This is a genomic window from Planctomycetaceae bacterium, from assembly GCA_041398785.1.
Lineage (GTDB): Bacteria > Planctomycetota > Planctomycetia > Planctomycetales > Planctomycetaceae > JAWKUA01.
Genome location: JAWKUA010000006.1, coordinates 222,225 through 248,936 on the forward strand (window position 1 = coordinate 222,225; position 26,712 = coordinate 248,936).

The 26,712-nt window shown below is 59.5% G+C and carries 16 protein-coding genes; 12 read left to right on the plus strand and 4 right to left on the minus strand.

Features of this window, described 5'->3' with window-relative positions; genetic code table 11:
* Window positions 1-176 precede the first annotated feature (176 nt).
* The 4 genes from R3C19_09360 (at window position 177) to R3C19_09375 (ending at window position 8,181) form a co-directional block, all read left to right on the plus strand.
* Window positions 177-2,942 carry a hypothetical protein gene (locus tag R3C19_09360; GenBank protein ID MEZ6060556.1) on the plus strand — a complete coding sequence of 922 codons (2,766 nt, stop codon included), beginning with the start codon at window positions 177-179 and terminating at the stop codon, window positions 2,940-2,942.
* 21 nt (window positions 2,943-2,963) lie between these two features.
* On the plus strand, window positions 2,964-3,548 hold the full coding sequence (locus R3C19_09365) for a hypothetical protein (GenBank protein MEZ6060557.1): 585 nt from the start codon (window positions 2,964-2,966) through the stop codon (window positions 3,546-3,548).
* A 60-nt stretch (window positions 3,549-3,608) separates the two neighbouring features.
* Entirely contained in the window at window positions 3,609-4,667 is a 1,059-nt protein-coding gene (locus R3C19_09370; GenBank protein ID MEZ6060558.1) for a squalene--hopene cyclase, read from the plus strand.
* 220 nt (window positions 4,668-4,887) lie between these two features.
* Complete coding sequence (locus R3C19_09375) at window positions 4,888-8,181, plus strand: TlpA disulfide reductase family protein (GenBank protein ID MEZ6060559.1); 3,294 nt, start codon at window positions 4,888-4,890, stop codon at window positions 8,179-8,181.
* Between the two features lie 126 nt (window positions 8,182-8,307).
* On the opposite strand, the gene R3C19_09380 is transcribed toward R3C19_09375, so the two are convergent.
* Complete coding sequence (locus R3C19_09380; protein ID MEZ6060560.1) at window positions 8,308-9,156, minus strand: hypothetical protein; 849 nt, start codon at window positions 9,154-9,156, stop codon at window positions 8,308-8,310.
* A gap of 4 nt (window positions 9,157-9,160) precedes the next feature.
* On the minus strand, window positions 9,161-9,838 hold the full coding sequence (locus tag R3C19_09385) for a YceI family protein (protein MEZ6060561.1): 678 nt from the start codon (window positions 9,836-9,838) through the stop codon (window positions 9,161-9,163).
* 314 nt (window positions 9,839-10,152) lie between these two features.
* Between R3C19_09385 and R3C19_09390 the strand changes: the two genes are divergently transcribed.
* The 3 genes from R3C19_09390 to dgt all read left to right on the plus strand — a co-directional run bounded on the left by R3C19_09390 (window position 10,153) and on the right by dgt (window position 14,890).
* Window positions 10,153-12,054: a hypothetical protein gene (locus tag R3C19_09390; protein ID MEZ6060562.1), complete on the plus strand. Its 1,902-nt coding sequence runs from the start codon at window positions 10,153-10,155 to the stop codon at window positions 12,052-12,054.
* Window positions 12,055-12,255: 201 nt separating this feature from the next.
* Window positions 12,256-13,548 (plus strand): PQQ-binding-like beta-propeller repeat protein, encoded by a 1,293-nt coding sequence (locus tag R3C19_09395; protein MEZ6060563.1) that lies wholly within the window; start codon window positions 12,256-12,258, stop codon window positions 13,546-13,548.
* 37 nt (window positions 13,549-13,585) lie between these two features.
* Window positions 13,586-14,890, plus strand: a complete 1,305-nt coding sequence (dgt, locus tag R3C19_09400) for a dNTP triphosphohydrolase (GenBank protein MEZ6060564.1) — start codon at window positions 13,586-13,588, stop codon at window positions 14,888-14,890.
* A 41-nt stretch (window positions 14,891-14,931) separates the two neighbouring features.
* Here dgt and R3C19_09405 read toward each other — a convergent pair whose 3' ends face one another.
* Window positions 14,932-16,275: an ankyrin repeat domain-containing protein gene (locus tag R3C19_09405; protein ID MEZ6060565.1), complete on the minus strand. Its 1,344-nt coding sequence runs from the start codon at window positions 16,273-16,275 to the stop codon at window positions 14,932-14,934.
* The gene (locus tag R3C19_09410; GenBank protein ID MEZ6060566.1) at window positions 16,272-17,702 is read right to left on the minus strand and encodes a DUF1501 domain-containing protein; all 1,431 of its coding nucleotides are present in this window, start codon (window positions 17,700-17,702) and stop codon (window positions 16,272-16,274) included. Before R3C19_09410 ends, R3C19_09405 begins: the two co-directional genes overlap by 4 nt.
* Window positions 17,703-19,691: 1,989 nt before the next feature.
* On the opposite strand from R3C19_09410, the gene R3C19_09415 reads away from it, so the two are divergent.
* From R3C19_09415 to R3C19_09435, 5 genes are all read left to right on the plus strand, one after another.
* Window positions 19,692-20,786: a hypothetical protein gene (locus tag R3C19_09415; GenBank protein ID MEZ6060567.1), complete on the plus strand. Its 1,095-nt coding sequence runs from the start codon at window positions 19,692-19,694 to the stop codon at window positions 20,784-20,786.
* A 58-nt stretch (window positions 20,787-20,844) separates the two neighbouring features.
* Window positions 20,845-21,891, plus strand: a complete 1,047-nt coding sequence (locus R3C19_09420; protein MEZ6060568.1) for a hypothetical protein — start codon at window positions 20,845-20,847, stop codon at window positions 21,889-21,891.
* A 759-nt stretch (window positions 21,892-22,650) separates the two neighbouring features.
* A complete protein-coding gene (locus tag R3C19_09425; GenBank protein ID MEZ6060569.1) occupies window positions 22,651-24,252 on the plus strand; it encodes a glycosyltransferase family 39 protein in 1,602 nt (533 codons plus the stop codon).
* A 333-nt stretch (window positions 24,253-24,585) separates the two neighbouring features.
* Window positions 24,586-25,740 (plus strand): DUF1559 domain-containing protein, encoded by a 1,155-nt coding sequence (locus R3C19_09430; protein MEZ6060570.1) that lies wholly within the window; start codon window positions 24,586-24,588, stop codon window positions 25,738-25,740.
* Between the two features lie 243 nt (window positions 25,741-25,983).
* The gene (locus tag R3C19_09435; protein ID MEZ6060571.1) at window positions 25,984-26,610 is read left to right on the plus strand and encodes a DUF4339 domain-containing protein; all 627 of its coding nucleotides are present in this window, start codon (window positions 25,984-25,986) and stop codon (window positions 26,608-26,610) included.
* Window positions 26,611-26,712 lie beyond the last annotated feature (102 nt).

Below are 26,712 nucleotides of genomic sequence, written 5' to 3' on the forward strand. Positions count from 1 at the left end.
AAACCAGGCAAAATGTCAACCGACAACTGTCCGTTGGGAGTTCAGTCGTCGCGAGAGTGTTTTGCTGTGCCGGCGATTTCGCGAAGTTTTGCCACTGCTGATTCCGGCGTCCCGCGAATATACTACGCTGTTCTGCGCCCTGCCTGCGGTAACCACCGAATTCGGAGACCATGCTGATGAGCGTCCACGAACTGCGGCTGCCTGAAACCACGACGCGGCGGCTGATTGAATTCCGCAGGAAAGTCCGGGCGATCAAGATCGCTGAAGGAGTCCTGGCCGGATTGTTTGGACTCGCGGTTTCGTACATCGCGGTATTCACGCTTGACCGCTTCGTGGACACGCCGGCCCTGCTGAGGGGCATGATTCTGGTTGCCGGCAGCGTCGGCATGGGAATCTTCTTCCCGCTGAAGTGTCATCGCTGGGTCTGGAAGACTCGCCGGATGGAGCAGGTGGCGACGCTGCTGAAGCATCGCTTTCCGTCGCTGGGCGACCAGTTGCTGGGCGTCGTCGAACTGGCTCGCGGAGACGGACCGCGGGACAGCAGTGCCACGCTGGCTCACGCGGCCATCAACCAGGTCGACAGTATCGTCCGGGACCGGGACTTTTCCGATGCCGTCCCGAAGCCTCGTCATCGATCCTGGGCCGTGATCGCGGGAGTTCCCCTGGCTCTGATGCTGCTGGCTCTGCTGATCGTGCCCGCCGCCGGAACCAATGCGCTGGCTCGCTGGCTGACTCCGTGGAGAAACGTGGAACGGTACACGTTTACTCAACTGCAGCCGCTGCCGGAAAGTATCGTTGTGCCTCACGGCGAAGAGTTCTCGCTGGAAGCGGAACTGGCAAAGTCCACCGAATGGACTCCGTCGGCAGGCACGGTCCACGTCAGCGGTCAGGTGCCGGTTCGAAGCGAGCGGAAAGACAATCGTTACGACTTCCTTGTTCCGCCACAAACCGAAAACACGGCGCTGAATCTGCGGATCGGTGATGTTCGCGAGTCGATTGAAGTGCAGCCGGCGACTCGGCCGGAACTGAAGGCCATGCAGGCTACGGTAAAGCTGCCCGCCTATCTGCAGCGAACCAGCGACGTGACCACCGACGTTCGCGGCGGCGTGATTTCGCTTGTAAAGGGCGCGGTTGCCAGCTTCGAAGCGGAAGTCAGCCGAAAGCTCACCGAGGCGACCGCCAAAACTTCTCACGACGACAGCAACGCCGACAACGGTGATGCAATCTCGCCGGAAACTGAGCAGCGGGATCAGAGTCCCGTCGTGCAGCAAGTCCGTGAGAACCGCATCGTGACAAATCCCATCGCCGTCGCTGATTCGGCGGCCGTGTCGTTTGAGTGGAAGGACGAACTTGGACTCGAATCGAAATCGCCCTTCATCCTGCGAATCAAGGCGATCGAAGACACGAATCCCATGATCGCCTGCGTGCAGAAGGACCCGCAGCAGGTGGTGCTTTCCACCGATACCATTACCTTCGACCTGCACGCCGACGACGATTTCGGTGTGAAGCAGATCGGCCTGGAATGGAACGGCATTGAAGATCCGCTGAGAAATCCGAATCCCGATGCCGGCGGGAAAGTCGTGTCCGGCGGCAGCCCCGAAGCCACCGCTCTGCAGGCCGTGGCGACCTTCTGCGCGGACACCGATAACGTTCCCGCTCAAACGCTGGAAGTGCGAGCGTACGCGGACGACTACAAGCCGGAAGGCGGTCGAGCGTACTCGCCCACATACGTGCTGCATGTGATGACGCCGGCGGACCATGCCGTCTGGATGGCCGCTCAGTTGCGCCGCTGGGCAAGCCGCGCGGATGACGTCTATGAAGAGGAAATGAGGCTGCACGACGCGAACCGCGAACTGCGAAGGATGGACCAGGACGAACTGCAGCAGCCGGAAACTCGCCGCCGCATCGAGCAACAGGCCGCGGCCGAACGCGCGAATGCCAATCGACTCGGCGGAGTCACCATTCAGGGCAACCAACTCATCGAACAGGCGCTGCGTAATCCGGAGATGATGGTCGGACATCTGGAAACATGGGCTCAGGCGCTGAAAAAGCTGGAAGAGATCGCCGACAACCGCATGCCCTCCGTCGCCGATCTGCTGGACGAAGCTGCAAAGAACACCGTCAAGTCCGCGGCCAAACCAAACACGCCAGCCGGTCCCCGATCCGCGTCCATGAAGAAGTCCAGCCCTGCTGTCGGAAACAACCGAAGCGAACAGTCACCAAAACCTGGTGGTTCGCCCGACGAAAACGATCAGCAGAAACCGTCCGTCCCGCAGATCGTCGACGTCGAATCCGGATTCAATGAAACCGACGACAAGGACAAAGACGAGAACGATCAACCGCCATCCAAAGGCGGAAGCAAACTCGGACTGCCGTCGACCGTTCTGCAGGGCGGTCCGAAGCCAAAGAAGGAGGACGGTCAGCAATGTCCGGCTCAGGAACAGGTCGACGAGGCGGTTGAAGAACAGACCGATCTGCTGGCGGACTTTGAAAAGATCCGCGAGGAGCTGCAGGGAATTCTGGACGACCTGGAAAACAGCACGTTCGTCAAACGGTTCAAGTCCGCGTCACGCAAGCAACTGGAAGTGGCGGCCGACCTGAACCGCACACTGTTTAAGGGTTTCGGCGTGGACTCCATGAAACTCGACGAGCGTCAGCAGGAACAATCCGGCAGGATTGCCGAACGTGAAGAGTTGCAGAGTCGCCATGTGTGGACGATTCAATCGGATCTGGAAGCCTATTTTGGACGAAAGCGAGACAAGAAACTCGGACGCATCCTGGAAGAGATGGAAGGCACAGAAGTCGTTCGCAGGATCGGCGAACTTGGCGGCCGGGTCCGTGCCAACATGAGCGGCGAGTCGATCTCGCGAGCGGAGTTCTGGGCCGATACGCTCGATCGCTGGGGGGAAGAACTTGTCTCCCCGTCGCCGGGCGGTACCTGACCAGGCGGAAAAGGCGACAGTTTGCCGCCATCAATCATTCTGGAAGTGATGCGAATTCTGGAAGGCGAAATGGATCTTCGCGACGAAACCCGTTCCCTGGAACAGGCTCGCGCGGCGATCGAACCGGATCAGTTTCACGATCGGGCCAACGGACAGTCGAAGACTCAGGACGACCTGCACTCCCGAACGCAAAACGTCATCAGGGACATCCGGGCGATTCCCGACGGCGATCAGAAATTCGTCAAGGAAATCAACATCATCACGCAGGCCGCCGCGGCGATGAATGACGCGACGGGCATTCTGAAACGACCGGACACCGGACCGGAAGCCATTGCCGCCGAAACAGAAGCCATCGAACTGCTGCTGCAGGCCAAGCGCAGCAATCCCAACGGCGGCGGTGGCGGCGGCGGAGCGACTCCCGGCGGCGGGGGCGGCGGCACGACGGACGAAGCGGCTCTGGCACTACTGGGACCGGGGTCGAACAGGAACGCCACGATCGAAGAACGCGGAGTCCGCCAGATGACCGGCAAGACTCAGGACGCCCTGCCCGCCGAATTCCGCGACGGCCTGGACGCATTTTTCAACGCAGTTGAAAGCAGACGTTGACACCAGCACGGCGGCTCGCATGTCTTGCCGTCGAGGCAAGTGCCAACCGGGGGTATGTTGATGAGAAGTCTGACGCTGTTGGTCTCAATCGCCGCACTGCTTCCCGCCGCCACTGTGGCGCAGGATCCGGAACTTCGGTTCGGAGACGACGTTCCGCGTGATGTCGAGTTGATTTATGAACGCGGACTGCAGTGGCTGATCGACAATCAACTGGAAAACGGTGGCTGGGACGGTGCCGAGTATGGTCGCGGCGGAGGAGGATCCGGGAACAGCGGCATCACCGGCATGTGCGTCATGGTGTTTCTTGCCAGCGGCGAGGATCCCAACTACGGCAAATACAGCACCTACATTCGCAAAGCCCTGCGGAACATCATTCGCGGCCAGGACAGCAGTACCGGATATCTGCCGGCCAGCATGTACCACCACGGTTTCGGGATGCTGGGATTGTCTGAAGCGTACGGTGCCGTTGACGATGAGCTGCTGTGGCAGGGTGAGCCGGATGCCGAAAACCAGCGCAGCATTGGTGAAGCTCTGGAGCTTGCGGTCCGGTGTTCGATCACGGCACAGAAGCAAAACCAATGGGGTGGCTGGCGCTATTCGCCAACATCGCGCGATGCGGATACTTCTGTTTCCGGAGCCGTCATGATGGGACTGCTGGCGGCTCGCAATGCCGGCATCAGAATTCCGGACGAGGCCATGGACAAGGGCCTGGACTATTTTCGCAAGATGACATCGGATCGGGGCGGCGTCGGCTATTCCGGAGGAGTCGGAGGGCTGGGCGGATCAAAAAACCTGCAGGCGATCGCAACGCTTGTGTACGCCATCGGTCATCGCAAGGATCTGAAGGAATACAAGGGCGTATTGAATCAGGTGATGCTGAATATTGAGCACGACGAACCCAGCTACCCGTTCTATTTCCGCTACTACATGGCTCAGGCGCTGTTTCAGGGGGATTTCGAATCGTGGCAAAAATGGAACCAGCGCACGATTCGTCAGCTAAAGGACCTGCAGTCGGACGACGGCAGCTTCACCAGCCAGCACGGGCAGGCTTACGGGACTTCCATGTCACTGCTGGCTCTGGCCCTGAATTATCGATTTCTGCCGATCTACGAACGATAGACAAGACCGAAAGATTCGCGAGCAGGTACGCTCGCGTTCGCCTCAGCGCGGTCGGCAGATCAGAAACCGGCAAGGAATAAAGGAAGCGACTTCATTCGCTCGCACAGCGTGAAGCCGGATTCCGCGACGCAACAGGCAGTGACACGTACGTTGTGAGCGGCAGGTCGTGTTGCCTGCCTGCTCACGGTCACGAGATACAAGACGAATTGGCAGAATTTCCATGCACAGACATGTTCCCGCACTACTGTTGCTGCTGTGGTTTCTCACAGTTCCGGCGTCCGCTGTCGACAAGCCCATCCTTTTCTGGGCCAGCGGCGACAGCCTTGAAGGTCAGTTGTTGTCAGCGGATTCCAAATCGCTGACATGGCAGACTCCGCTGTTTGCCGATCCGTTGAACATCCGTCTGCCGGTCCTGGCGGCCATTCGGTTCCCGGACGACGAGTCGCAGCCGATTGACGATCTGTTCCGCATTGTCCTGCGCAACGGTGACGTGCTGAGCGGGACGCTGACGGCGGTCAGTGACACGGCCTTTGGTTTCGAGAGCCGGCGACACGGACAGTTTCGTCTGCACCGCGATCAGATTCGCAATTTGCGAAGAATCAATACACCCGGACTGTTCTATCTGGGACCGCAGGGGCTGGACGGCTGGACTCGGCCCGGCTCAACAGATTCGCCCGAAAACTGGCGTGAGGAACTGGGCGGCCACCTGGCCACATCGAAATCCGAAGCCGCGATCTTCCGGGCGCTGAAGCTGCCGGAAACGTGCGAGATTGAAGTCGTGCTGCAGTCAACCGGGCAGCCTTCGTTCATGATGGCGTTTAACACGGATGAGACGAATTCGCTGCGGCTGGAAACGTGGGCCAACGTGCTGGTTGTTCTCAGCGGACTGGAATTCAACGAAATCGACACACTGACGGACGAGCAGCGAAAGGTTCATCTGCATCTGTTTCTGGATCGCCGCGCGGGAACCCTGTCGGTGTACCGGGACAACGGGCAGAAACTGGCTCAGATGCAGGGCAGCCCGGAACGATCCCCCGAGACCGGGCTGCTGTTCCGCAACGGCGACGGCAATCTGACGCTGACGCATTTGCGCGTCAGCCAGTGGGACGGCAATCCTCCCCAGGAACTGAAGGCCGGTGAAAGCCGCGTTCACCTTCCGGACGGCACGATTCAATACGGCCGGCTGAGCGGCGTTTCGGACGATGGCAGTCGCCTGAAGTTTGCCGCCGGTGACGACGTCACGGAACTGGCAATCAGCGAATTGTCGACCATCATTGTCAACGACGACCCGGAGATTGTCCCTGGCCAATCTGCTGCACGTGTCGTGTGGGAAGATGGTTCGATTGTCTCCGGCAAGATCAGCGAAATTCGCGGAAACATGATTTCCGTGTCGACCGACTATTCGGACACACCGATCACCTCCGCGATGAACGGCGTCCGGCGAATTAGTCTGCCGGCAACCGAAATGCCGTCCGACGAACCGGACCAGCTTTTCTTTGACGGCGGTGCGCTGAAAGGAAACCTGATTGTTCAGGATGGTCAGGAATCTCCGATCCGCTGGAAACCGCTGGGCGGGATCAACGCTTCGGCTCTGGCAGGAGGCGGCGACGCCCGCTTTCTGCGAGGCGCGGCGGCGACGGAAATAACGTTCGACCAGCAGTCATTCCCGGATGTGATCTATCTGGTAAACGATGACGTACTGCCGTGCCGGCTGGAATCGTCATCCGAAGACAGCGTCACGATTTCCACTCCGCTTTCAGAAGTCAGGCAGATTGCGGCGGAACACGTGAAGGCCGTTGAACTGCTGTCCGGAGGCCGATCGGGACAGACCGGCTTTGATACGGACGGCTGGAAGCGTATCAACGGCTCGGCAAAGATCACGAAGGACACGATCGAGTTCGCGACCACGGGTGGCGTCGGGCATCCGTCGGTCCTGTCCGGAGACACGGTTCAGTTTCGGTTGAAATGGAATTCTGAACAGATTTCGACATTGTCGCTGATGTTGTTCGCCGATCGGCTGGGAATGAATACCGAGACGGCCACTTCGATCGGCCTGGTATGTGCCGGCGATCAGCTTCAGATTTCGGATGGCAAGAGGAACGCAGATCCTCAAATGGCGTTCATGATGATGCAGGGAGTCGCCCAGGGCGGCAACAGTATTTCCGTCAAGGATCAGACAGCGAACATCGTGCTGACAATCGTCAGCGGCGAACTGCACATCGCCGTCGACGGGACCGAAGTTCGCAGCGTGAAACTGAATCCTGATGGAATCGGCCAATCGGGAATGCTGATTCAGGCGCAGGCAATTGGCGGCCCGGCACGAGTCCGGGGATTTCAGGGCCGCGTCGGCAGCAGCGGCGGCGGAATGGAGATTTCCAATTTTCGCGTCGGCAGCAGGGCCGGTGCTTCGATTCGAGCGTTCATCAACGACGAGGTCCGCGAATTGACGCTGACCGTTCCGCGATTTCGACGCAATGACCCGCCGACTCATGTGCTGATTGCTCCCAACGGCGACCTGCTTCGCGGCCGGCTGGTCGCCGTAAGTGATAGCGAAATCACGTTTGAGTCACGCCTGGAACAGTTCCGATTCGAACGTAACCGCGTCGCCGCCATCATCTGGCTGGGACCGCTTCCGGAATCGACCGACACCGCTGGCAGCGACGATCACGACGACGCGGCAAATGCAGCGATCGCGGATGCAGGCCCGGCAAACGAACGTGCGGGCGATCCGGACGAAACCGGTTTCGTTGAAGTCACCGATGCCCCCGCCGACAACCCACGGAAGGACGCGGATCAGCGGCCTGCTCTGCCGGGCGGAATTCAGGCGATTCTGGATGGCGGTTTCAATCTGACGATGACTCCCGCGATTGCCGTCGACGGAAAACTGATCGGTCATTCGCCGGAACTGGGACAATGTACTGTCCCGGCGTCCGCGATTTCTGAACTGTTTGTGGGTCATCCGGAAAGTCGTCAGAAGATCGTGACGTACACGCGGTGGGTGCCGAAACGCGGGCTGGAACCGGACTGGGATATCCCGGACGCCGGAGCCGCACAGGTCTCACCGCTGATCGGGCAGGAAGTCGCCGACTTCGAACTGCCGACGCTCGATGGCGAGACGTTCCGGTTGTCCGATCATGCCGACAAGGTCATCGTGCTGGACTTCTGGGCCACATGGTGCGGACCGTGCGTGATGGCTCTGCCTCAATATGTCGACGCCACGTCGGAGTTCCACGATTCGAAAGTGATCTTTGTGGCGGTGAACCTGCAGGAAGAATCCAATCGCATTCGCGAGTTCCTGGAAAAGCAGAATCTGTCGCCGGTTGTGGCGCTGGATCGCGGGTCCGTGGTGGCTCAACAGTTCGGAGTCAGCGGGATCCCGCACTCGGTGATTCTCGGACCGGGAAACGTTGTGGAGTACGTTCACGTCGGCTATCGCGAAGGCATCGCAGCGGAAGTCAAGGATACGATCCAGAAGATTCTGGACGGTCGATGGGAACGACCAGCGAAGGAATGACGTCCCCGCGTCATTGACCGCAACATCGGTGCTGCCAGGCAGGCCGAGAATTCTGACCGATCGTTTCAAAGTCTTGACCGAATTCGCACGGACGGCCCGAAACGCATCGCCCTGCCCCGGAGGCGGCTATTCGGTGGTCGTCCCCATCCACGCGATAACGGCCGGCACGACAGCAGCCGCGCACACGGCCAGTGGCAGCCCGATCCTCAGCGCCGCGGCCTTCGCTGCCGTCAGTTGCGACAGGGGACGGACCGCCGCGATCCACAACGCCAGCGGGGCCAGCGGTGGCAGAACGTAGCAGAACCAGGGAACTTCGCTGAATGATCCGATTCGCCCGATCAGCAGAATGCCGGACAGAAGAATCGTGTACGGAAGCACAATTCCGGACAGGACTGTCTGCCTGCGGCCTGAAAAACAAACCAGAGACATTCCTGCCAGTGCTCCGGTGCCACAGCCTGCCGTTTGGCAGAATCGCAGACTGCCGCATAACAGCAGGATGATCGCAGCGCACGCGGCAACGCCGGTCAGAGCTGCCGGGAACGCCCAATCCGTCAACCGTTCCTCCAGTGGTTCCAGGCACAGAATCATCGGGACCAGCATGACGTGCCACGCCATGACGAACGCACGTTCGGTCGTTTCCAGACGTCCCCAATTCGGCACCAGCAACCACGCGGAAAGCGCGGCGACGACCAGGACTATCGCCCCGCGAACTTTCAGACTTCGCCACGGCGTCAAAGTCCCTGCAGTTGCAAGAACAACCATTGCCGGAAGCCAGTCACGCGCCGATTTGGGTTTGACCGGCCCGAGTTCCAGCAGCCAGTAGCCAACAAGAAACCCGGTAACCAGCGCCAGGGGAGACGGCAATCGGCGCGCGGCATGGAACGGCAGCGCTGTTCGCAGCAGAAGAAATACGGCAGCGGCAGCGACGGCCGGCAGCAGGAACCCGTGCGTCAGATCTTTCAGATCGAATGGCACGTGGTTACTTGCCGATGCTGATCATCAGAGTAACGTCCTTCTCGACTTTGGAAGGATCGTAATCCATTCCAAACTCCGTTCGATCGATCACGAATTCGGCGTTCAGCGTCAGTCCATCCGTTGTCGAGATGGTGGCGGGAATAGAAACCTCTCCGGAGTTTCCCAGCAGCGTCAGTTCTCCCCTGATCGTGACGGTGTCGCCGTCACCCGGTTCAACGGACGCGGACTTGAAGGACGCCGTCGGGTGTTCGACAACGTCAAAGAAATCAGCACTCTTGAGATGGTTGTCCAGCATCGCATTTCCGGTGGCGAGAGATTCCGTTTCGATGTCGACAGACACGGACTGCAGCTTGCCGTCACTGACACTGGCCGTGCCCTGAAATGCGCCGAAGTGGCCGCGGCGAGCATTCGGATCAGGCTTCTCATCCACAACGTGCGTCCCGATGAACTCAATCTTTGTGTTCTCCGGCGTCAGTGCCATCGCGGAGCCTTCCGAGGCGCCGGTGCCCGGTTCCGGAGTCGGTTGTTCGGTCCCCAGAGATTCCGCCGGAGCACCAAGGTCCGAACTCGGAGCACCACTGACGGCGGTGGTGCCCCCGGTTCCGGTCGATTCGGTTTCCGTCTCAGCGCAACCGGCAAGAATAAGTACCAGACCGGGCAACAGCATGAAGTGTGATTTCATCAACCGGGAATCCTTAAAAGTGCAACGCTGACAAAAGGAAAAGAACTCACGGCATTCCGCAAGTTGTTTGCCGCGAAAATCGTCTGACCGTCCGCAACGCTTGTGGAAAGCCGCCTGTGACATGCCAACTCGGCGTCTTCTGCTGGTTCATCACAGACCACAACGGCCCGCGGCGCCGCAGTATAACGGCTCTGCTGTCGTGCGACACGCAAGCTGACTTCTGAGCTGACAACCGGCAGGATTCTTCCCGGCGCGCGCATCCGCTATCCTGCCGCTGCGTCCACCGGGTGACCGAACAGAGACAGGGGCAGGCAGTGGAAAACAGAACCTCAGACGCGGCAGTGCAGTGCGAACTGCAGTTCCGCAAGGGCTGTGATGCGGCGTTCGTGAAGGCCGCCGAAGACTCGGCCGATCGAGAACTCCGGAAGGCGTGGCGGAAGATGACCGCCCGGGCTCGAAGAAAGTTCAATCGTCGATTCGCCGGCGATTCGTGTGTGACGCTGTGGTCTGCGGAATCGATGGTCCGGTCATCGGCGGACCGGGAGCTAGCGGCAACAATCGAAGCGTGGCAGCGATCGCCGCGGCCGGGAAAGTCGCGTCGATCGGTCAAAGCCGCCCAGGAAGCCACCGCCGAAATCGCGGAGCTGCTGGCGTCGGCCGTTCAGCAGGAGCCGACTGCGTACTCGATACTGACGGCCGCGGAAATGCTGCTGCGTCAGCCCGAAGCGTTTTCCCCGGAGGCGTTCGCAGCGCTGTGGAGACTGCTGGCGGCCACCGATACGTCCCAGTGGAATCACGTCGCGCTGCCCGGCGAACCGGAAACCAGCGACGCCGTCGCGCGCACGGTAACGAATGGCGAACTCCCGTTTGTGCTCGGCCTGCTGATGTCTCCGCTGAAACAGGCAAAACTGTGGCTGCAGCAGGGTCGCGAGTCACTGCAGCGGACGCTCAGCGACGCGACGGAAACCGACGGAATGCTGCATGCATCCATCACCGGGCACATCGGTGAATGGTTCGCCCCGCTGGTCCGAGCGTCTGCGTGGGCGGATTCGTTTGGAGTCACGTGGTGCGGAAAACGTGATGCCAGGCGATGGAAGGACACCATTCGACATGCTTCGCTGCTGGCCGCATCCGGAGGAATCATCACCGAACTGGCTGAAGCCACAACCGCCCGTGATTCGACAGCGGCCGGTGATTCGGAAGTGACTGTGTGCATTTTGGAGCACGCCGCGGCACTTTCGGAACTCGGCACGACGTCACCGGCAGCGATGCTGCTGGCTGCGTCGGCGAAACCGTCTTCGGCGAAGTCGCGGCACACGCGAAAGGATCGCGGAAGAGCCGGAAGAAAGAATTCGTCGAAAGCGAACAGTAATCAGTCAGACTGGGCAGCGCTGGCCGTGCTTCGATCGGGCATGCACATCGACGACGACCTTGCGGTGCTGTCATGGGATCAGACCGTTCCGAAACTATCGCTGTCTGCGCTGGGCATCCCGTTTCTCGCCGGCCCGTGGAGTTACAGCATGAATTTGGGGACACAAGCACCTGAAGTCGCGGCGGAGTGGGCCTGTTCCTGCTGGTTTCAGGACAGGGACGTTGCGTTTGTGGAACTCACCTGCGACATCACGAACGGTATGCAGGCCGTCAGGCACGTGATGCTGTCAAAGCAGGAACACTTCGCCATCGTCTGCGAAAGTGTCAGTTGCCCGGATCCGTCGATGGAATTTCGCTTCGAAAGCCGGATGCGATTGCCGCCTGATCGGACGGTCGAATCGGACCCGGTAACTCGGGAACTGCTGCTGCACGGCGACGGGGTCACCATCCGGGCGGTTCCGGCATGGCTGGATGACGACCGCGTCTTCAGCGCACCGGGAGAGTTCGTTCAGGACAACGATGATCTCGTACTGACTGCCGAAGGCGCGGGCGGCGTCACTCTGCCCGTAGTGTTTGACTGGCATCCAAAAAGAAGGATCCGCGAAGCCGACTGGAATCGTCTGACAGTAACGGAAAATCGGGTTCCTCAATCCGCTCAGCAGGCGGCTGGCTTTCGGGTCCGCATCGGCCGGCTGCAGCTTCTGCTGTACCGCAGCCTTCGCGCCGGCGAAACACTGCGCGCGGTGCTGGGACATCACACGAATAACGAAACCGTGTACGGACATGTCCGTAATTCCGGAGAAATTGACATGCTGGTGCTCGTTGACGGAGAAGCGGAAGAGTAACCGCAGACAAATCACGGCGGCGTGGCGGACGAACGGAACCGCGGTCGGTGGTTGTTCAATCGATGTTGCACGACGCCGGCTCTTTGGGAAGATCCGGTCATGCACCGGTGTCGACGACACTTCGACGAACGCGAACAACGCCGAACAGCGTTCCGCCAGGATGGGCACCACCTTCAACCGAAAGACAACGGACTGACAACCATGTGGAACAAACACATTCGAATCACGGCGGCATTGTTTGCACTCATGGCAGGCAAAACCGGCTTATTCGCGGACGACTGGCCGCAGTGGGGCGGGCCTCAGCGCGACTGTGTCTGGCGCGAGGACGGAATCGTCGATCAGTTTTCCACCGACGGGCTGCTTCCTCGCGTCTGGTCGGCAACGATTGGCGAAGGGTACTCCGGCCCGGCGGTTGCGGAAGGCCGTGTTTATCTGACCGACCGCATCGCCGATCAGCAAAACGAACGGATCCTGTGCTTCGATGCCGAATCCGGCGATCTGATCTGGAAGCACGAACATCCGGCTCGGTACACGATCAGCTATCCGGCCGGTCCGCGAGCGACTCCCGTCGTCGACAACGGCCGGGTCTATACCATCGGAGCCGTCGGGCACATGTTCTGCTTTGACGCCGCAACCGGAAAGATCTTCTGGAAGAAGGAATTCCAGGAAGACTTTGGCACGGAGCTTCCGACATGGGGCATGGCCGCGTCACCGCTGGTTGACGGCGACAAACTCATCACCCTTGTCGGAGGCCGGGACGGCGCGCTGGTGGTGTGTTTCGACAAGAACACCGGCGACGAAATCTGGCGGTCTCTGGACGACCCCGCCATCGGCTACAGTCCGCCGGTGATCTATGAATTGTACAACCGGCGGCAGTTGATCATCTGGCATCCGTCGGCCGTGTCGTCTCTGGATCCGGAAACGGGCAAAATCCTCTGGGAGCACCCCTGGGAAATCAAAGCCGGCCTGACGGCTCCGATGGTGCGGCAGTCCGGCAACAGACTGTTTCTGACGGCGTTCTACAACGGACCGCTGATGCTGGAAGTAACGGCGGATGGTGCCAGCGTCGTATGGGAAGGCAGCAGCGACAGCGAACTGGAAGATCAGACCGACGGACTGCATTCGATTATTCCGACACCGTGGGTCGATGCGGAAAACATCTTCGGCGTGTGCAGCTACGGTGAACTGCGAGGGCTGGACGCCGAAACCGGTGAACGGCTCTGGATGACTCGCGAGGCAACCGGCCAGGGTCGCTGGTGGAACGCATTTCTGATTCGTCACAACGATCGGTTCTTGATTCACAACGAACAGGGCGACCTGATCATCGCGAACCTGACCGGTGACGGCTACAGGGAACTCAGTCGAGCGAAGCTGATCGAACCGACTCGCGAAGTGCAGCGACGCATGACGATCTGGTCGCATCCAGCATTCGCGATGAAAAGCGTGTTTGCACGCAATGACCGGGAGCTGGTGCGGGTGAATCTGGCGAAGTGAAATTTGCCCGCTTTCTCCGCCTGGGAAACAGTCCGGTATGCCAGGTTCTGCGACGTGGAAGCCATTGCTTTCTGACCACCGCATCGGCGCTGCGCGCCGTGCAGGGGAAAATCCAGGAGAAGTTTCCCGGTCCGAGTTTCACAGGGATTACGACCGCATCATCTTCAGCAGCGCGTTTCGTCGGTTAAGCGATAAGACGCAGGTGGTCCCGTTTCCAAAGTCCGACTACACACGGCAGCGGCTGACGCACAGTCTGGAAGTGTCCTGCGTCGGACGTTCGCTGGCGACGATGATCTACGACAGTGTTCGGAAGGAAATCGGAACACTGGTGACTCAGGGAGACTTCGAGGCGATCGTTGCCGCCGCGTGTCTGGCTCACGACATCGGCAACCCTCCGTTCGGTCACTTCGGAGAACGGGCCATCCAGGACTGGGCGACAAGCCGCCTCAGCCATCCGATCTTCCGCGACCTTTCCGTCGCGGAACGTGCCGACCTGACGCGGTTTGAAGGGAACGCTCAGAGCTTTCGCGTGCTCTGCCGGCTGCAGATGTCCGAACGTCGCGGAGGCATGCGGCTGACCGCAGCGACTCTGGGAGCGCTCGTCAAATATCCGCGAGGCAGTGTTGTCGAAGGGAACTCGCGGTATCGCAAACACGGATACTTCCAGGACGATGCGGAGCTGTTTCACGAAGTGTTCCAGGGGATCGGCCGGACTGAGCTGATTTCCGGCGAGTACGCTCGCCACCCGCTGGCCCTGTTGTCAGAAGCGGCCGACGACATCTGCTACGCCATCGTTGATCTGGAAGACGGCTGCCGCGCCGGGCTGGTGCCTCTGGCCCGCGGACTGGAAATCCTGGAAGGAATCAAGTCGGGTTCCACGGGAGGCAGCAGGATGCCCGACGCGGAACGACTGTCGATGGGCCGCGCTTTGGCGATCAACGAACTCGTACAACAGTGCGCGAGCGAATTCGGCAGTCACAGCGAATCCATCCTGTGCGGCGATTACACCGCATCGCTGATCGATCGCTGTCCCGCCGAAGCGGCTTACCACGAAGCCCGGCGAGTCTCCGTCGACCACATCTTTTCCAGCGAACGGGTGCTGGAACTGGAGTCCGCGGGTTATCGCGCGATTCAGGGCCTGCTGGACATTCTGCTGTCGGCCGCGGCGACGGATACTCCGGATTCGTTCGGACGGCACGTTCGCAGACTGACTCACCTGCGAACCGGCGACGGCATGACCGCATATCAGCGGCTGCTGAGCTGCACGGACTTTGTCAGCGGGATGACTGATCGCCACTGCGTGGAACTGTTCCGAACGCTGTCCGGTCACGCCGCGTGGTGACCGCCAGCTGCGTCGGGAAAGCCGCACAGGGACGCGTGACGTTACGGTTCCGATATCGCGGCGCCGCGCTGCTTCATGCTGTCTTCCAGCACCTGAACGATTTCCGGGTGAGCCGGTTCGCCGTGGTAATGCGACCAGCGTGCCAGGTCGACCGCAAGGTTTCCGGTGATTGGATCCGCGATCGTCGGATCAGCGCCGTGGGCAAGCAGCAGATTCACAAGTTCCAGGTCTCGCTGCCGCGCGGCGCGAAGCAGTAGAGGTCCGCCGGTTGGCAGCAGGCCGTTCACATCGGCTCCCCCTTCGATCAGGGCTTCGATAACGCCGGCACGATCAGGGCCGGACGCCCACGGCAGGGCCGCCAGTCCGGATTCGTCCGGCTCATTCGGATCAAGCCCGTGACTGAGCAGCAGGCGGACCATTTCCGCGTCGCCGTGGCTGGCCGCGATGTTCATCAGCGAACATTCGGGCACCGCGGCCGAATCGGACAGCGCTCCGGCATCGATAAGCCACATCGCGATCTCACGCCGGCCGCGAACCAGCGCTTCGCACAGCAGCGATGTCCCGGTACGGTTGCCGCCGGGAGCATCTTCGGCCGTGGAAGTCAGCAGCGACGGATCGTCCTGAATCATCCGCCTGACGTCGTCGATGCGGTTCAGTGCGATGGCCGCGGTCACCGTGTATGTCACGCCGTGTTCGATCAGGACATCAGCCACTTCACCGTTGCTGTAGCCCAGAGCTTCCATAAGCGTTTCGCCGTCGTCGCTTTGTGAAACGACAGCTCCGTGCCGCAGCAGCATGCGAGTCATTTCGGCCTCGGTGGAAATCTGGTCCGCCGCCTGGACGGTCACGGACAGAGAATCCCCGATGTCCGCCCCGGCTTCGATCAGAGCCTCGGCGGATTGAACATCACCTTTTCGAATCGCAACTTCCAGCGGCGGGACTCCCCGGTTGCCGGCCGAATTCGGATCCGCGCCGTACTGCACCAACAGGCCAACGCAGGACGGCTGACCGCTGCTGACGGCGGTAAACAGCGGCCCGTTGGTTCCGGAACCCAGCGGGTCGACGCCCGCGTCCAGCAGCAGTTCCACAACCTGCTCGTGACCGGACTCAATCGCAACGGAGATCGCGCGCTGTCCCTGTTTGTCGGCCGCATTGCAGTCGGCACCGTCTGCAAGAGCGGACTGTGCCGCCTGGACGTCTCCCGACCGGCAGCATCGAAGAAGTGTCTCGGTCGCACGATCCGCCAGCCAGGACTGATACGCCGGGAGGAATCCGCTGATCAAAATCACAACGGCAGCCAGCACCAGCACCGCAACGGTCGTGACGCTCTGAATCGACACACGGGACGTCGGCGCCGAGTCGGTCTGAGCGGCACTTTCGCTCACGCCAAAACCTCCCGAATGACACTGCCGTGGACGTCCGTCAAACGCCGCTCGATTCCGTTGTGGTAGAAGGTCAGGCGTTTGTGGTCGAGTCCCAGCAGATGCAGGATCGTCGCGTGAAAGTCGTGCGGCGTGGTAACGTTGTCCTGAGCACGGTAGCCGAATTCGTCAGTGGTTCCGTAGCTGATGCCGCCTTTCACGCCGGCTCCGGCCAGCCAGCAGGTGAAGCCCAGAGGATTGTGGTCGCGTCCGTAGGTGCCGGCCTGAAACATCGGCATGCGCCCGAATTCCGTGGCAAACACCACCAGCGTGGACTCCAGCAGTCCGCGCTGCTTCAGGTCGGTCAGAAGTCCGGCAACCGGCTGGTCGAGGATTTCGCCGTGAACGTCGTACTGCGACTTCAGTTCGCTGTGGCCGTCCCAGTTGATTCGGCCGCCGGACGCGTAGGCTCCGTTGAACAGTTGCACAAACCGGACGCCGCGTTCGATCAATCGCCGGGCCAGAATGCAGTTGTTCGCGAAGGCCGCCTTGTGCGAGTTCGCGCTGTCAGCGCCGTACAGCGACTGAATGTGCCGAGGTTCGTCGTCAAGCCGCACAGCATCCGGGACCGTCAACTGCATTCTGGCCGCAAGTTCGTACCCGGCGATTCGCGCGGCCAGCTGCTGGTCTCCCGGAAAACGATCCTGATTCCGCTGTTCCAGAAACCTCAGTGCGGCCCGCGCGGCGGAATCCGTGTCGGCGGAAATCGACGCCGGGCGCTGCAGAAAACGAACGGGCTTCGTACTGCTGAACGGAGTCCCCTGAAACGCGGCCGGCAGAAATCCGTTGGCCCAGTTGTTCGGACCGGACTGCGGCATCCCGCGCGGATCTTCGATCGCGACAAACGACGGCAGGTTCTGATTTTCACTTCCCAGTGCGAAATTGATCCAGGCTCCCATGCTGGGAAAACCGTCGAACGTGAAGCCGGTGTTCATCACGTTTTCAGCCGGGCCGTGCGTGTTGGACTTGTTCGTCAGCGCATGAAAGAAGCAGATATCATCGGCCAGAGCACCGATGTGCGGCAGCAGGTCAGACGTCATTTTGCCGCATTCACCGCGCGGCCGAAACGGCCACAACGGCTGCGTCAGGTTTCCGTTCGGTCCCTGAAATGAAACCAGTTTTTCGTTGCCGGGAAGAGGCTTTCCGTGCAGGCGAATCAGTTCCGGCTTGAAGTCAAACGTGTCGACGTGGCTTAGTGCTCCCGAACAGAACACGACGATCACGTTTTTGGCTTTGGGTTCAAAGTGGCTCGGCCGCGGTTCGTACGGCCTTGTCGGATCGATGTCGGGCGATTCCGCGCGGGCACCCGGTGCCAGCATGGAAGCCAGCGCGATTCCCGCAAAGCTGTTGATGCTGCGGCCCAGGAGTTGTCGGCGACGAAGGCGGACCATGATGCAGTCCTCATTCGAGATGCGAGTCTTACAACGTTAACCCGCAGCGATCACGACTGTGAGCGGCGGCACCCGATATTCCGGTGTGCCCCGTTGCTGCGGATTTCAAAGTTGTTGGTGCGGAATCCGCCATGGTCCATCTGTCAGTTGTTCGTACCACAGCACTCGCCCGCAGGCCACAGGGCCAGAAGACTCCGATTCGGTCGTCTATTCTACACACACTGTGCGACGTTCAATCCTTTAACCATTGGAACACAGGTGCTGGATTAAGACAATGAGCGGCAGACATCAGGTCTCCGGGCTAGGGGTGTCCCAGGACATGGCGACGTAACGCGTTTACCGGAGGCCGGTTCAGAGAGCCTGAACTCCGGGGCGAACGAGGCAGCCGCCGGGACTGCCGATCAGGCGGATCATGTCGTTCAGTCCTGCGTACCGTTTATGGCACAACATGTGTCGTCAGAAGTACTTCGAGGCGTACCTGACCCGGTGCACGGGCTGTTGTTCACCGGGTGTCAGCAGGACTTCGCAACTGAGGTCCGGACAATTCTGGCTGAGGCATCGGAAGTACAACACGCGACAGGCGACGATGGTGTAAACCGCAGAGCTGCTCGCGATGCCGGAAAACACTTCAAACGACCACTCTTCGACACGGCATCCGGACCTGAGTGTTCGAACGCAGGAAACAGGCAGCACCGCCTCGTCACGTCATGGACTGTCGACGACTTTGACATCGCTGTGTTTCGCCGAGACGGGAGCGGCAGCTCTCCGGTATGTGGCGTGGAAGCATCTCGCGTCTATGTCGCACGCAACAGGACTGCCTGTCGTGTGTCGCCAGAGACGCGACGTCGTCTCGGCGCATGTGAAAGCAGGACACCACCCGCGTGGGGCCGACGACGCTTCAGGATTCACGCTCGAAATGACTGCAGTAATCCGGTCAATATCAGTCGTGACGATTCTTTCGAAATTCCGGAGAATGCGGATTGACGAATCAAGTTCCGGTTGTACAGTAGTCGTTTGTGGGGAGGCTTCTTGAATAATCCCCTCGGCCCCTCGCGACTGAGCCGCTGACCGGTCGACCGTCGTCACGGATGATTGTTGTGCTTTCCTGTCACCCTGTTTCGAAAGGGGTGCGGCACGATGAACTTTCTGCAACGCCCCGCACTTCGCGGTTTCCGCATCACGGAACAGTGGTGCCGTTGCCAAGCAGGCGAATGCTTCTTGGATTGGGCACGCGAGCAACGTATGCATGGTTGACGATTACTGTGGAACCTGTCGGGACGACGCGTCGCCAGAGCGACGTGGTAGCCTGATTCTGTTGTGGTGTGCTCGTTAATTACAAGGGAGAATGCAATGCGTCGATACAAGTTGGTTGCACTATTGTCTGTGTCTGTTGTGATGGGCTTGTCCGGAGCAGTGTATGCGGGCTTGTTTGAGTGGTGTACCAAGACGGGTGGACATGCTTGGACATGTACCGGAAAATCTGCGATGGTGGCTGAGTGTGGAACGCCAGCAGGAAGATGCGACGCCACGGCAAGCGCAGTAAAACACGGCACATGCACGCCTGGCCTTGACTCGTGCCCGGCAACAGTCACCTGTGCCGGCACTTGCTGGGGCACGACTACGGTTCCCTGTTCTGTACCGGTTGCCGGTTGCCCGTAACACACATGCGAATCTATCTCCCGTGGCGATTGTCCCATGCTCGTAGCATGTCACCGGGGCGCAGGTCGCCTCTTGGGTTACTGGTTACCTGATAGTAGGACGGAGGCCGCGCCCCCACGATCCTGGCCGAATTCAACACTCCCGAATAAACTGCACTGCGACGCGAGCCTTGTCAGGCTCGCAGTGGTAGAAATCGGTGCCTTTTAGGGAGTGGACTGCTGTGAACGGTTGCGTTCTTTACACTGTCCCCGCCTTTCAGTGGCACAGAAGGGAGAAACGCGTATGTCAGGTAGCGTGTGTGGTGCCACGTTTGTTGTCATTGGACTATGCGTGCCACTTCTGCAGGCACAGGAGCCAACGGCGCAGTCGCTAATTGATGCACATGATGCCGCGGTGAAATCGCTACGAAGCGGCGATGTGCAACTCAGGGTTCGGGGTCTTCACAGGGCAACGGGGCAATTCCGTGACAGTTTCACATTTCGTTGGCGATGGGATGGACTTCGCGAGCGAATCGCGGTTCTGCATCATCAAACCAGCGTAAGCGCCGACATCGAGCGCTTGCGCCGTGACGATATCTTGCTCGACAATGACGAATGGCGATTCCTTTATAACTACGATCCGGACGGGAGTGTGTCGGTCGACCCTGGCGACCAAAACGGGGTAGCGGCAACCCTAGCCCCGCCAGGCGTCTATGGATTCATGGATCCAGCGGCTTATTGCTTACTGCGGTTCGGCCTTTCAAACGGTGATATTGCCAGACCACTGCGCGAGTTAACGCGCAGAATGCGTGAAGTATCTCTCGTCGGAACTGACCGCACATTCGGAACCGATAGCGAAGCCTGGCGTCTACACTTTACTCTCGGCGAAAAGACTAACAGCCTGGAGCCGGAGAGTCTTGACGTCTGGATTGATCCGGACCGCGGTTTCCAAGTCGTTCAGTTGATGAAGGACTACGGTGCAGTTGCTGGGAATGGAGGGCTCGAGAATATGACTTCGTATGTCACGGCAGAAGCGTTCTCGAGCTTCGGCCAGGGTGTCGTCCTGCCAGTATTACTGATTGAACGATCGGCAATTGGGAATGGTGAGCCCGAGATCATTGGAAGAACGGAAATGAGCATCGAAAGTATCAATGCTCCAGTTGATGAGGCAGTGTTTCAGATGCCATTTCCGGAGGGTCTCTACGTTGCCGATGACCGTTCGGTCGCTGACGGTGTTGAGAAATGGTTTGTATGGGGAGCCGACGACCATGCCGCATTAGAGATCGCAGAGCCTGCGGAGTATCGGCGCGCTTTTCTGGATCAACGGGAGGGCCAAAGATCCGGCAGCGTGGCTCGAACCATGATTTTTTGGGCCGCCAATGCCAGTGCGCTTGTTGTGGTTGTTTGGTATGTCACCACAAAGTGGCGTCGCAGAGTGAAACACTGAGTCATAGTTCCTAAGTGCATTGCCGAATTGCGCTCTCCTTATGCATTGGGAGTCGGAGATGACGGGACCCGCAAAACTCATAGGTGTAGTCGCCGGCTGTGCGGTGTGTTCTTTTGTCGGCATCATGCTTATTAACGGCGCGTCGCTGCTGAACCGCGAAACAAAAGTGTTGCGTATTTCATCGACTCTCGAGAATGCCATCGCAATTGAGGGCCGCCCATATATCGCGGCACTGGAGATTTTTAATGACTCGAGGGACACCGCCCGGATTCGAGCGATTTCCAAATCGTGTGGGTGCATGGAAATCACTTCGCCGGCAGGTGCCGCCGTGGAGTTGCCCCTGACTATCAATCCCGGCGCGACGCTTCCACTCCTTCTCCAATTGGATACCGAGCATCGGCGCGGACTACAGAGTTACGGGCTTGCTATAGAATACCAAATATGCGGCGTGGCACGGACTGCACGGAACACGTTGGAAGTTCCTGTCTCGCCAGCGTGGTACTCAAGTCCTCCGGCAATTGTAGCGCCTGCCGACGAAACCACGTCTTTCGAGATATCCATCTATACGCTAGATGTATTGGAGCCATTTGGTGTTTCGAGAACGTCGTCCACGGATGATACACGAATTCGCCTGGATTCGTTGCGAGTCGACGCGGCGGGCGGAGCGACCGACACGAAACATGGTTTCACAAAGTCCTTTGTCGTGAGTGGGTCTATCATTGAGGGCACTGACGGCACCGAAAGTATCCGAGATATGGTTTACGTATATGCCACAGACGTGTCTGTCCCGGTTTTAGTGATCCCGATCTACTATCGGCCCAGACAGCTCCCATTTTCCGTAGACCCTGCCAGATTGGTATTACGTCGAAAGGATCTCGCCGCTGCAATCGAGCGAAGTGTGATCATTCGAACCGAAGAAGAGCAATCCCCGAAGGTCGTGCGACTGCCCTCCGGAACAAGCGCGGAATTGCACAAAGTGAAAGGCGGCGTCTGGAAATGCACATTGGTTGTCGAAAATAATGCTCTACGTGCGAACGAGCTGGTTGAGTTTGAAGACTCTCTCGGCCGCAGGCTGACACTCGCCCTCGGCGTGACAGAGCTCTGAAACTGCGTGTAACCATCGTGGCGACACCAAAAGAAGGACCTGCGGACAACAGAGAAGAGGCTCATTGACATGATCCGCTTGAGAATGGGTTGAAAGCGCGGCGCAGCTAGGATACACGTTCAATCGGAACAACTTAAGTGACGCGTCTTGGCGAGAACCCATGGATCAAGGACAAAATCGTGGCCGACCGGCCCACATCGCATCGACCGAAGAGACCTGCAGTATATGGCATTTCTGGAGTTCGAATCGCTGGTTGCTGTCTCTGATGCTGTCGTTGTTGACGCGTTTCTTGCGATTGATCGGGAGTCTGGTGGTCTACTGCGCTATAGATTCGCGACGTCTAAGTGGTGTGGGTAAACGGCATCTGCATAGTGGCCACAGGATCGGTTGATGTACGTGGCCTGCCGTACGCAAGTTCTATGTACGCATCTGGTATTAGCCATGCGATAGGAAGAATTGGTCACGCGCGTGGAGAACCTGCGGCTGGATTGGACTGTTCAGAAATGCGGGCGTTGTGCCGACGTATGGCGCGGCACTTTGGCAGAAAGTAGTGTGCGTCAAGCTGCAACGGTCGTCGGGTGCCAACTGTTGCTCAATGTAATCTTATTGACGACCACGGGGCTCCGTCAGTCGCCGGTCATGGATGAGATTGTGCGCCTTCGCGCAGGCGTGGCGTATTGGCGAGACGGGTCGTGGAGCGGGAATCCTGGAAATCCACCGTTGAGCGATTCTCTTGCTGCTCTTCCCAGCGTTTGCTGCATGGATTCACTCGCGGACAGTCCTTCACCGAGTTATGCACCGACCATTCGCCGTGGCCGACTAATTATTGGCGGTTTGTCTGTGTTGGGCGGCTTACTGTGCCTCGCATGGACGCGCGTATTGTTTGCCCGAGTTGTTGGCGTTTCGGTGCTCGCCCTCTGGTCTTTCGATCCGCTTGTGTTGTCACACGCGGCGCTTGCCACCGGGGATGTAGTTCCCACTGTGCTCGGTATCGCTTCAGTGTATGCGTTCTGGAAATGGATGCAGAAGCCTTCGATGTCCGGGGCTGTTATTTGTGGGATTGCTCTGGGGTTTGTGCTGCTGTCGAAATATGTCTGGGTGGTGATGCCCGTGTTGTGGACTGTGCTTTGGACGGTGCGGCGGTTTGTGTCGCCAAGGCCGGAGCGCTGGCCGTTGCCGGGGCATCTTGCCGTGATGGCGGTGCTCGCGGTGTATGTCGTCAACGTCGGCTACGCGTTTGAATCGACCTTTCAGCCGTGGCGGACGTTTCAGTTTAACAGTCCGACGTGGCAGCGATTTGCCGTGGATCCGGAGGCGACGTCCGGGCTGTCGGCGTGGCTGGGAGCGGTGCCGGTTCCGCTGCCTCGGAATTACATCATGGGAATTGATGTCGTGGCTCATCACGTGCAGACGGAGTCGTTTCCCACGTATGTGCATGGCAGGTTCTATGACGGCAATGTGTGGTGGTTTCATATCTACGGCCTGCTGGTGAAAATGCCGCTGGGGACGTGGCTTCTGCTGTTCATCGCGGTTTATGCCCGGGTAACGGGCCGGGAGTCGAGGGTTGAGCGTCGAGGGTTGAGAGTACGGGGGCGGGAGCCAGCGACGGCTTCAGAGAGCCGTGGTACGGAAGGTGACTCGACGGCCTCGGAAGACCATCGTACAGACTTGTTTGGCGCACGGCACTGGTTTACGGATCTGGTGTTGTGGCTGCCGGCGATCACGATTCTTGTGTTCGTGAGCTGGGTGACGCAGATCAAACTGCTGCGGTACATCCTGCCCATGCTGCCGTTTGTGTTTATCTGGATCGGGCACGCGTTCGTGTGGGCTCAGGAAGGCCGCTGGTGGCGGAAGACGCTGGTATATGGGGCTCTGGCGTGGTCAGTGGGCAGCAGTCTGTGGGTGTATCCTCACAGTTTGTCGTACTTCAATGAAGCGGCTGGCGGGACGGCGAACGGGCACAATCATCTGATCTGGGCCAGCTATGACTGGGGCCAGGACATGCTGTTTCTAAAGGACTGGGTGGACGAACATCCCCAGGCTCGGCCGCTGTACGTGAACTGCTATGGGGCGGTGGCTCCGGAAGTCGTCGGAATCACAGCGGAGTCTGCACCGTGGGACGGGCCACAGCCGGGCTGGTACGCGGTCAGTGCCAGTTTTCTGCGCGGCATCTGGCGAGCACACCATCCGTATTACAACAGGCCGATCTATCCGTATTCGTATTTGGAACTATTCCTTGACGAAACGCCGGTGGACCGTGTGGCATATTCGATTTTTGTTTATCACCTGGACTGCGCTCAGGCGAATGCGATGCGGGCGAAGCTGGGGCTGGAGTTGATTGAGTGTGGGGAGTCGCCATGAGCGGTTGGCGATTAGCCTCGATCGCGCATGGGGTAGGCCGGAACAAGGCCGTCGCCAACGCCGGAACAGCGCAAACCAGTTTACCGGCGACAACAGTTTGTTGGCGAGAGCAAGCGGATTGTGAGGTCGAAGTTCCGGCGGGATTACGGTTTGCTCGTTCCGGCCTACAATCTGTGTGCAATGCAGGTCAGGGGGGCACGGGATCGGGAAACGAAAAACATAGACAAACAGTCATTCGGCGGGGATCATACAATGTAGCTATCATCGCTCCGCGTGACGAGCGCGGCGAAACGGATGTCGTGCAGCACAATCCGGTGTGACGGGAGAGTTGGCATGAGAAGGCACGCTTCGAAAAGTTTGGTGCAAACGGCGGACGGAAGTTTATCGGGCGGCATCCCCTCCCCCCGGCCCTCCCCCCTTCAAAGGGGAGAGGGAGTTGGAAAGAACTCATCCATCGCTCGCCCTGCGTCCCGTCGCGGCGGGTTCACCGTCATCGAGCTGATGGTCGTGATTGCCATTATTTCGCTTTTGTTGTCATTGATTCTTCCCGCGGTCATGAATGCTCGCGGAGCGGCTCGGAGGACTCAGTGTCAGAACAATCTGAAAAATCTGGGGCTGGCGATGATCAATGAGGCAGAAGCCAAGAAGCGGTTTCCGGCGTCGGGATACTTCGGCCGAACGACAGGCTTCTATCGCAGCTGGGCGGTGGACCTGCTGCCCTGGATTGACCAGCAGACAATTGCCGATCGATGGGACAAAGATCAGACCTATGACACTCCCGGCAACCTGGCTCTGGCGAATACTCATCTCTCCGAGCTTGCATGTCCGGATGACATCAGTACGACTGGCGGCGGCGACCTGAGCTATGCCGTCAACAGCGGGTTTGGCTGGACGACTCTGGCCGGCGGCGTGGTCCAGCTTCGCGGGTCGATCGATCTGAACGGCGACGGATCGAACAATCCGGACATCGGCAAGCCCACGGATCGTGAACTGCTGGTTCGGTCGGGGCTGTTCTTCGTGGAAAACTGGCCGACGGAAATTGGAGAACGGCAGCATCATTCACTGCACACGATTCGCGACGGGGCGTCCAATACGATCATGATCGCCGAATGTATTCGTTCCGGAACAGATCCGAGCGCTCCGCCGTCATCTCCGGCCAATTGGGCGTGTCCGGCGGCACAGCGGACGGCGTTTTATCTCAGCGGCAACGTCTGCAACGACCTGGACTGCAGCGCCGGGAATGTGGACTATGGCCGAGCCAATACTCATCCCATGGAAAAGATCAATTCCGGCCGCGAGCAGGCGGACGGGGAAGCACCGTGGGCGTCGTCCTGGCATGCGGGCGGAGTTTATGTTGTGTTCGCCGATGGACATGTTCAGTTTCTGAATGAGGATATGGATGGTCGAGTCTACGCAGCGCTGTTGAGTCCTCAGGGCGGGCAGATGACGGGAACATTGGATCAGTCGGGGCTGCCGACCGAGTTTTGAAGGGGGATGGGAGGCGGAGCCTTCTGGCAAGGGCGTTCCATGGGCTGGAGCCCTGGAACGCCCTGCCACGGCCTGAGGACTGCGCGGTCGGCCCTCACCCCGATTTTCTGCTGGACGCAGAAAAATCTCCCTCTCCCGCTTTGCGGGCGAGGGGACGCACTGACGCACTGACGGACTGGCGGCGCGCGGCTCGTCCTCCTGGGAGGTGTTCCCGTTTGAGGGTATCCTGTTTGCGACTTTGTGATGAGCACTCAATTCTACAGACAATCCGATGACGGCCGGGAGACGGGGCCGTTTTCGCGTGAGGAACTACTCGCGGCGGCGATGCTGGGTGAGCTGACGGAAGGCGATCTGGTGCGTTCGGAAGGCAGTTCGCTGTGGTTGAGTGCTCGTCGTGTGAAGGGGTTGTTTCCGGAAGACGCAGCGGTCGGCGGGGAAGCCGAGTTGGCAAAACGCATCCACGCGGAAAGCGAAGGGATCGGTGTCCCGTCGTACCCTGGCACGGCCGCCGCGGCTCAGGCGGCGTACGAGGCTCAGTTGCGGGCGCTGGAGTCCGGTGGCACCGACGCTGACTCCGGACGTCGATCGAAGAACCGCAGGGCTGCGTGGTGGCAGGGCGATGTTGGCTGGGAAGTGTGGCTCGGCGTGGCTGTGATTCTGGCCGCCATTGTGTACACGGTATGGGTTCCGTCGGAGCAGCTTCGGTTTCCTCAATCGCAGCGCGGCGGGAATATGGCTCCGGCGGGATATTTCTTCTTTGGCACCGGGCCGTGGTCAACATTGGAATATGGATTGTTATGGTTTGATGCGGGGCTGGTTGTCGGCGCGTTGTTGTTCGGGCGACGATTATTGGGCCGCTCGGGAGGGTGACCTACCGCGAGCAACCCGCAGCGCGCTAGCCCCGGTTGAGAGAGGGCACTGGCAGAGCCAGTGGCACGCATGCAAGCCGCAGCGCGATGAATGTGTTCGTCA

Coding starts and splice junctions, on each gene's coding strand:
- R3C19_09360 (MEZ6060556.1), top strand. CDS start 177: ATGAGCGTCCACGAACTGCGGCTGCCTGAAACCACGACGCGGCGGCTG.
- R3C19_09370 (MEZ6060558.1), top strand. CDS start 3,609: ATGAGAAGTCTGACGCTGTTGGTCTCAATCGCCGCACTGCTTCCCGCC.
- R3C19_09375 (MEZ6060559.1), top strand. CDS start 4,888: ATGCACAGACATGTTCCCGCACTACTGTTGCTGCTGTGGTTTCTCACA.
- R3C19_09385 (MEZ6060561.1), bottom strand. CDS start 9,838: ATGAAATCACACTTCATGCTGTTGCCCGGTCTGGTACTTATTCTTGCC.
- R3C19_09395 (MEZ6060563.1), top strand. CDS start 12,256: ATGTGGAACAAACACATTCGAATCACGGCGGCATTGTTTGCACTCATG.
- dgt (MEZ6060564.1), top strand. CDS start 13,586: ATGCCAGGTTCTGCGACGTGGAAGCCATTGCTTTCTGACCACCGCATC.
- R3C19_09410 (MEZ6060566.1), bottom strand. CDS start 17,702: ATGGTCCGCCTTCGTCGCCGACAACTCCTGGGCCGCAGCATCAACAGC.
- R3C19_09420 (MEZ6060568.1), top strand. CDS start 20,845: ATGACGGGACCCGCAAAACTCATAGGTGTAGTCGCCGGCTGTGCGGTG.
- R3C19_09425 (MEZ6060569.1), top strand. CDS start 22,651: ATGGATTCACTCGCGGACAGTCCTTCACCGAGTTATGCACCGACCATT.
- R3C19_09430 (MEZ6060570.1), top strand. CDS start 24,586: ATGAGAAGGCACGCTTCGAAAAGTTTGGTGCAAACGGCGGACGGAAGT.
- R3C19_09435 (MEZ6060571.1), top strand. CDS start 25,984: ATGAGCACTCAATTCTACAGACAATCCGATGACGGCCGGGAGACGGGG.